Source organism: Massilimicrobiota sp. An80 (assembly GCF_002159255.1).
Lineage (GTDB): Bacteria > Bacillota_I > Bacilli_A > Erysipelotrichales > Coprobacillaceae > Allocoprobacillus > Allocoprobacillus merdigallinarum.
Map to the genome: position 1 here is coordinate 1 of NZ_NFHI01000071.1, position 8632 is coordinate 8632.

The following is an 8632-nucleotide window of genomic DNA, read 5'->3' on the forward strand; positions in this document are numbered from 1 at the left end:
ATGATAATCAGGAACCCTTCACTTATCTATATACGCATTATTTTGACATTTTTCTTTTTTTCAGGACAAAAAAGTAAAAAAACATATCTTTCTAAGACAAATATATCATAATATTTGCTTATAGTAAATATTATGATATAAACTCATTTTAAAACAAATATTTATCCATAAAAAAACTATAAAGAACTTTCATTCTTTATAGCCTTTTTAATCTTATTATAAACCTTTTTCAGTTAACTCCCTTGCGACATCATCTTTGATTGTAACACCTTCTGCTTCAAGCTGGGCAATCTTAGAAGCAAACTGTGGTAAGTATTTTTTATGTGCTAATAATAATTCATCTAATACTCTCTTTGCTGTAGCTCCTGATGGAATCTGTGGATTAAGGATAAATGCCTGTAATGCTTTTCCATAATCTCCTGTGACTGCGGCTTCCTCTACACACCATTCCATGTTCTTCATGCATTGTAGCCATCCTCTTTCTGCTGGCTGGAATGGTCCAAATGCTATCGCTTTTGCGCCCGTTGCTCCAATATATGCTGAAACTTCTACTGCTGCTTCTGGTGGTAAATCTGGGACAGCTCCATTATTTCTTGTTGTGACAACAATATGTGTATTCTTATTCGCATAGATAGATGCGATTGTTTCACATGCTGCATCACTGTAATGTGCGCCGCCACGTTTAGCAAGCTGTTCTGGTTTATGATCTAATTCAGGATTTTTATACAATTCAAACAATTCTTCTTCTGTCTGTTTGACCTGTTGTGCTCTTGTTCCAATTGTACTGTATTCTTCAAGACCATGTTTCAACATTTCTTCTTGACGATAATAATATCTATGATATCCACAAGGAATCATTTGCATTGTATCAAGCTGTTCTTTAAAGAAAGGAATGTCATGAATATTCGCAGGAATTCCTCCATCTTTTCCTTCATACATTGCATCAATGATTTGTTGAGTCACTTCATTTCCATGTTCATCATAAACTTTATGCCAGTGGAAATGATTTAATCCTGCAAACTTATATGTTAACTGATCTAATGTTTTTCCAATTGTTTCAGGTTCAGCCATCATTGCACCTACTGGAACATTACATAATCCAATCACTTTATTCCATTTTCCATATTTCATGACAGCTTCTGTGACCATTCCACTTGGATTTGTAAAGTTAATCAACCATGCATCTGGACATAATTCTTTCATGTCTTCGACAATGCTTAAGATGACAGGAATTGTTCTGAAAGCTTTAAAGATTCCTCCAGCTCCATTTGTTTCCTGACCTAACATACCATATGAAAATGGAATTCTTTCATCTTTGACACGTGCATTCAATAATCCAACTCTAAATTGTGTTGTGACAAAGTCTGCATCTTTTAATGCTTCTCTACGATCCAAAGTCAAATGTACTTTGACATCATAAGGAGATGCATCCCACATACGTTGAGCCATAGCACCAACAATTTCTAGTTTTTCTTTTCCATCTTCAATATCAACTAGCCAAATTTCTCTAATAGGAAGTTCATCATATCTCTTGATAAATCCTTCCATCAATTCTGGAGTATAGCTACTTCCTCCACCAATTGTTACAATTTTTACTGGTTTCTTTTCCATAATCAATCCTCCTTTATCCTTAATGATAAGTATAATATTAAATCATTTATTTTGCTTATTATTTTCATTTATTGAAAAGAGTTTCTTTCCCTATATCATTCATCAGTCTTTTCATGCTTATTTTATTAAAAAAAGAAGATACTTATCATCGTATCTTCACAAATGTTTTATGAGATGATTTATATGACATGAAAAAGAATTTTCAGACTCAATCATTCACTTTATTATTTTTCTTTTTCTTATTCGCATAATAAGCACGAACAAGCGTTTGTGTCTTTCTAATATGTTTTTGAATCGTATCTTTTGCTAATTCTTTATCACCAGCCACAATAGAATTTAAAATAGCACGATGTTCCTGAATAGCTGTTTCCAATCTTTCAGGCTGGGTAATAGAATGACGACTTGTGACAGAAACATAATAATGCACATCTTTTAACAGCTGTTCAAAATATTGAGATTGTGTTGCCTGATAAATGGTTTCATGATACAAAATATTCAAATCATTAATTTTTTCCTGATCTTTTTTGGCAGTATAAAATTCCATCAATTCAAACACATCTTTAATTTTAGCTAAATGTTCTTCATCCATTCTATCAATAGCCAGTTGAATCGCTAAGCCTTCTAAAGCACAACGAATTTCAAACATATCATCAATATCTCGTGGTGAAAATCCCTTGACATAAACACCTTTATTAGGAATACTTTCAACCAATCCTTCTAACTCTAATTGTTTTAAAGCTTCTCTAATAGGTGTACGACTGATTTTTAATTCATTAGCTAAAGCCAATTCATTTAATTTTTGCCCATGTTCATATTCTTCATTTAAAATGCGATCTCTTAAAATATCAAATATTTTATTTCCCAAAGAGCCATGTGTTACATGTTCAAATAAACTATGTGACGGCATATGTTTCCCTCCTATAATTCTTTTATAATGGCGTCTACAAATTCAGTAGTGGAAGCATGTCCACCAATATCAGGTGTAACAGTTTCCTGTTTTTCAACAACTTTTGATAATGCCATTCTTAAAGCATTTGCCGCTTCGATCTTTCCCAAATCTTCCAACATCAACGCAAAAGCTAATAATAATGCACTTGGATTGGCGATATTTTGACCTGCAATATCTGGTGCACTGCCATGAACAGCTTCATAAATACGATATTCATCCCCAATATTACCACTAGGCGCAAAACCTAATCCACCAACTAATCCAGCACATAAATCAGAAACAATATCACCATATAAATTAGGTGCAACCAGAACATCAAAAGTTTCAGGTCTTAAAACGAGTTGCATACACATATTATCTACAATGACTTCCTGTGCTTCAATATCAGGATAACACTTGGCAACATCTCTAAAAGCTTCCAGGAAAAGACCATCTGTATATTTCATGATGTTGGCTTTATGAATAGCTGTCACTTTATGACGATTATTGATTTTCGCATATTCAAAGGCATAACGACAAATTTTTTCACTGGCTTCTCTGGTAATCAATTTGACACCATTGGCCATGTTTTCATTGAGTTTATATTCAATCCCCTTATATAAATCTTCTGTATTTTCACGAATGATGACCAAATTTATATCATCATATCTAGAATTGATTCCCTTGAATGAACGGATTGGTCTAACATTGGCATAAGTCGCAAACTTTTGTCTTAATGCCACATTGACACTTCTAAATCCTGTTCCAATAGGTGTTGCTGTTGGGCCTTTCAATGCCCATTTATATTGTTCAATAGCTTCGACAAGTCCAGGTTCAAAAACATCTCCGGTTTCTTTGGCATATTCAGCCCCAGCACGATATTTCACCCATTCTATATCTAAATTCATGGCTGTTGTTAAAGCTTCAACACTTTTGGCAATTTCTGGTCCAATCCCATCACCTGGAATTAATACAGCTTTCATTAAAAATCCCCTCCTAATTCTTTAATCGCATTCAATAATCCACCTTGTAAAATCATTGTTTTTTCTCTTGGTGCTAAAGTCAACTGCGTTGATAAAGTTTCTTTTGTACGTTGATTTTGAACTATAATCGGCTGATCATTTTCTACAGATTCTTTAACATTTAATAAAATATACTCATCTTCCTCATTAAAGAAATCATAACCTTTTTGATCAATCACAATCGGTAAAATACCATTATTAATCAAATTAGAACGATGAATTCTTGCAAATGATAAAGCAAAAATAGCTCTAATCTTTAAATAATTCGGTACCAAAGCCGCATGTTCTCTTGAAGATCCCTGTCCATAGTTATCACCACCAACAATGAATCCACCATGATTTTCCTTAGCTCTTGTATAGAACTGATCATCCACTTTTGAAAAAGCAAATTTGGCTAAATGTGGAACATTAGAACGGAATGGTAATAATTTTGAATCTGAAGGAACAATATGATCAGTTGAAATATTATCTCCTACTTTTAACACAACTTTTCCTTGAATATCAGCTGATAGTTTTTCACCACGAGGAACTGGTTTAATATTAGGTCCCATATAGACTTTTGTATCTGGATCATATTCATTGATAAAGAAGTTTTCATTTTTAATAAATGGTGTTGATGGAACTTCATCTAAATACATATCTTCTTCAAATTCACATGATAGATATCCTTTAACAGCAGACAAGGCAGCAATTTCTGGTGAAACCAGATAAACACCAGCATCATTTGTTCCAGAACGTCCTTTAAAGTTACGATTGATTGTTCTTAAAGAAATCCCTTGAGAAAGAGGTGCCTGCCCCATACCAATACAAGGACCACAACCACATTCAAGAATTCTGGCTCCTGCATGAATCATATCTGCCAAAGCTCCATTTTGTGATAACATAGCTAAAATACTTGAAGATCCTGGCGCAATAACCAATGAAACATGATCTGCCACTTTTCTACCTTTTAAAATTTTGGCCGCACGCATCATATCAGCAAATGATGAATTCGTACATGACCCAATGACAACCTGATTGATATGCATACCTTCCAGTTCCTTAACACTCACCACAGCATCTGGGCTATGAGGTTTAGCTACCATTGGTTCAAGTGTAGACATATCAATATCTAAGCGTTCATCATATTGGGCATCTTCATCAGCTTTCATTTCCACATAATCAGCTTCTCTACCCTGTTGTTTTAAATATTCTAAAGTTCTTGCATCGGTTGGAAAAATAGATGTTGTTGCACCAAGTTCAGCTCCCATATTACAGATTGTGGCACGATCTGTTAATGATAAAGAAGCAATTCCTTCACCTGTATACTCTACAATCTTATTCACGCCACCTTTTACGCTTAATAACTGTAAAATTTTTAAAATGATATCTTTAGCACTCACCCAAGGTGCTTTTTTACCTGTCAGATGAACCTGAATCACACTTGGACATTGTAAATAATATTTTCCTGTTGCCATCGCAACTGCAACATCCAATCCCCCTGCACCAATCGCAATCATTCCCATAGCACCACATGTTGGTGTATGTGAATCACTTCCAACCAGCGTTTTCCCTGGTTTTGAAAAGTTTTCTAACTGTAACTGATGACAAACACCATTCCCTGGTTTTGAAAAAGTAATCCCATGTTTTTTCGCAACACTGCGAATAAACTCATGATCATCCATATTTTCAAACCCCGTCTGTAACATATTGTGATCAATATAAGCTACTGCCTTTTCAACTGCAACTTTCCCTGTATCCATAGCTTCTAACTGTAAATAAGCCATTGTTCCAGTAGAATCTTGCGTCAATGTCTGATCAATTCCAATACAGATTGGAGTTCCAGGAATTAATTCTCCCTCTTTTAAATGTGCCTGTAAAACCTTATATGCTAAATTCATTTTTAACCACCCCTTCACTTATTGTATACAATTATACAAGGTTATGTTTAAACAATCAACTATAACTTTTACAGTTTATCTTTTCAATGATGTATGTTACAATGAACGAGGTGATCAAAATGATATTAGCTTGTTCATCTTTAAAAAAGTCATTCCAAGGAACAGACTTGCTTAAAGATATTACTTTTAAAATTGAAAATCATGATAAACTGGCTATTATTGGTGTCAATGGGGCAGGAAAAACCACACTGCTTAGAATCATCTGTGGTGAAGAAAGCTATGACAGTGGTGAAATCTTTATGCCTAAAAACACCAAAATAGGCTATTTATCTCAACATAATACATTAAATCCAGAATTTTCTATTTATCAAGCTCTCGAAGATGTCTTTCAGCCTCTTATTGAAACAGAAAAACGTCTTCGTGAACTTGAAGTGCAAATGTCAACGAGTCAACAATTAGATGCTATCATGGATGAATATGAACGCTTAACATATGAATTTGAACATAATGATGGTTATAGCTATCAAAGTCAAATCAAAGGTGTTTTAAAAGGTTTAGGTTTTGATGAATCTATGTGGGAAATGCCTATTTCTATTTTGTCTGGTGGACAGAAAACACGTATTGCTTTAGGTAGACTTCTTTTATTAAAACCAGATCTTTTATTATTGGATGAACCTACCAATCATTTAGATGTTGAATCCATTGAATGGCTGGAAAACTATTTAAAAAATTATCCTCATGCGATTATTATGGTTTCCCATGACCGTTATTTCATTGATCAGATTTCTAATCAGATTGTTGAAATTGAACATGGCAAAGCTACAACTTATAAATGTTCATATCAGGAATATGCGATTATTAAAAAACATAATCGTGAAGTAGAATTAAAACATTATATTGATAATCAAAAAGAAATCAAACGTATGCAGGAAAGTATTGATTTATTAAAATCATTTAATCGTGAAAAACAAGTCAAACGTGCAGAAAGCAAAGAAAAAGCTTTAGCTAAGATGGAAAAAGTTGAAAAACCAGATGCCCTGCCACAAGCGATACGTATCCAATTTCAACCATTGGTAGAATCAGGATATGATGTACTTAAAGTGAAAGATTTAGCCATGGCATTTGATAAACCACTTTTTGAACACATTAATTTTGAAGTTAAAAAACAAGAACGTGTTGCTTTAATTGGTCCAAATGGTATTGGAAAAACAACATTGTTTCATCTGATTTTAAATGATTATGTCCCAACGGCTGGTAAAATCAAATTAGGCAGCAAAGTCATGATTGGATATTATGATCAGGAACACACATCATTATCTTTCAATAAAACGATTTTTCAGGAAATCAGTGATACATACCCACAAATGAATAACACCCAGATTAGAAATGCCTGTGCCTCTTTTCAATTTAAGGGTGATGACGTTTTTAAAACAATTGATGTCTTATCAGGTGGAGAACGTGGTCGTGTTGTCTTAATGAAATTATTATTATCACGCTGTAATTTCCTGATCTTAGATGAACCAACCAATCATTTAGACATTGAATCTAAAGAAGTCTTAGAAGATGCTTTACTTTCATTTGAAGGAACAATTCTCTTTATTAGTCATGATCGTTATTTTATTAATAAACTTGCTACAAAAGTTGTAGAAATGGATGCTCATGGCAGTCATATTTATAGTGGTAATTATTCTCAATATATGGATCACAAAATAAAAGTAAAAGAAACCAAAGAAAAAAATAATACATCTTATATTGAAAATAAAAAAGCCCAATCTTTACAACGTAAACATCAAAATCAAATCAAGAAAATTGAAAAAGAAATTTCCACACTAGAAAATCAAATCAAAGAATGGAATCTTCAATTACAGGAAGAAGACGTACTCAATGATTATAAAAAATATAATGAAGTCGTTCAAAAGATTGATGATGGTCATACACAACTTGATCAGCTTCTTGAACAATGGGAAAATATGCAAAAGGATTAAAGTCAATGAACTTTAACCCTTTTTTTCTGTTCTTATAAATTCTATATAGCGTGTTCCCTGAAAAGTGAGTTCTCCATAATCACCTTCCACTAGAAAACCATATTCACGTCCGTTCACTACAAATTCTAAACGATCTCCACTTTTCACTTCAAAAGTCACATAATAAGTTGTTGATGATGTCACGCCATGGTCATGACCATGATGATGAAAAGAGACATTAGTACGTTTAGAAACAACCTTAGCATTCACTGTAAGCCTAGGTGATTGATTGTTATGATGCCATTGTTGAATCCCTCTGATGATAATCACGAAAATCATTCCCAAAATCAATAACGCAACCAATGTAAACATCATATCATAACCACCTGTTTCCAATCCCATCTCAAAACCAACCATTGTCTTCCCTCCTTACAATCATTATCCCATAAAGAAGTGTATTATTGGTGAACGTAGGCATATTGATGCACAATAGCTGTCATCTGATCCCATTTCTTTTCCATATCACTGACTAATTGAAATTGTGTACGACAACGAATCAAATTATGTTCAGGATACTCAGTTTTAAAATAAACATCACCTTGCAGATAATCAGTTAAAAAACGAATACCACATTCTAATGTCATCATTAAAGCACCTAAAGGCAGCAATTCTACTTCCTGAGGTGTGAGTTTTCCTTGTGTTCCTTCAATAAAACCTTTTGTATAAACTTCAAATAAATGCATGTCACATGCAACCTGAGATAAATCTTTTTCATCTTCTAAAGCTGTACTTGCGCCAAAACGAATAGCATCTCCAAAATCATTCATCACAAGTCCAGGCATCACTGTATCCAAATCCACAATACATACAGCCTGATGCTGATCACAATCAAATAATACCCAAATTATTCATGAAAGCAAATTTGTGATGAAAAACTTATAAATCATGTCTATTTTCTAGCTTAAAAAATGTTATCCACCGTAAAATTGTGAATAACCGTAGCTAAAAAAGTGTAGTTTTTCAACTACTTTCAATAAACTATGGGTTTTATGTTTTAATTCTGCAGTTTTTGATAGTATTTTAAGAATTTCTTCTTATATCTATATGTACTGCTAAATGACAATATGATTCTTCTTGCATGTCGTATGACCTTTACTGCTATCTTTTGATACTTGTTTCTAAATGTATTCATTCGTATCTTCTGATCTTTGCCTTCTAATACAAGAA

General features: G+C 33.4%; 7 protein-coding genes. 1 reads left to right on the forward strand and 6 read right to left on the reverse strand.

The features are described from left to right. Positions 1–216: 216 nt before the first annotated feature. The 4 genes from B5G32_RS12805 to B5G32_RS12820 all read right to left on the reverse strand — a co-directional run bounded on the left by B5G32_RS12805 (position 217) and on the right by B5G32_RS12820 (position 5441). On the reverse strand, positions 217–1611 hold the full coding sequence (locus B5G32_RS12805; RefSeq protein WP_087298073.1) for a 6-phospho-beta-glucosidase: 1395 nt from the start codon (positions 1609–1611) through the stop codon (positions 217–219). Positions 1612–1819: 208 nt separating this feature from the next. Continuing rightward, positions 1820–2518: a GntR family transcriptional regulator gene (locus B5G32_RS12810; RefSeq protein WP_087243457.1), complete on the reverse strand. Its 699-nt coding sequence runs from the start codon at positions 2516–2518 to the stop codon at positions 1820–1822. Between the two features lie 11 nt (positions 2519–2529). Next, complete coding sequence (locus B5G32_RS12815) at positions 2530–3522, reverse strand: isocitrate/isopropylmalate dehydrogenase family protein (protein WP_087936876.1); 993 nt, start codon at positions 3520–3522, stop codon at positions 2530–2532. After that, positions 3522–5441 (reverse strand): aconitate hydratase, encoded by a 1920-nt coding sequence (locus B5G32_RS12820; RefSeq protein WP_087936877.1) that lies wholly within the window; start codon positions 5439–5441, stop codon positions 3522–3524. Before B5G32_RS12820 ends, B5G32_RS12815 begins: the two co-directional genes overlap by 1 nt. A 119-nt stretch (positions 5442–5560) precedes the next feature. On the opposite strand from B5G32_RS12820, the gene abc-f reads away from it, so the two are divergent. After that, the gene (abc-f, locus tag B5G32_RS12825) at positions 5561–7426 is read left to right on the forward strand and encodes a ribosomal protection-like ABC-F family protein (RefSeq protein ID WP_087936878.1); all 1866 of its coding nucleotides are present in this window, start codon (positions 5561–5563) and stop codon (positions 7424–7426) included. Positions 7427–7438: 12 nt separating this feature from the next. On the opposite strand, the gene B5G32_RS12830 is transcribed toward abc-f, so the two are convergent. Both B5G32_RS12830 and B5G32_RS12835 read right to left on the reverse strand, forming a co-directional pair. Further along, positions 7439–7822 carry a DUF2500 domain-containing protein gene (locus B5G32_RS12830; protein ID WP_087243461.1) on the reverse strand — a complete coding sequence of 128 codons (384 nt, stop codon included), beginning with the start codon at positions 7820–7822 and terminating at the stop codon, positions 7439–7441. 41 nt (positions 7823–7863) lie between these two features. Then, a complete protein-coding gene (locus B5G32_RS12835; RefSeq protein ID WP_239386253.1) occupies positions 7864–8265 on the reverse strand; it encodes a hypothetical protein in 402 nt (133 codons plus the stop codon). Positions 8266–8632: the final 367 nt, after the last annotated feature.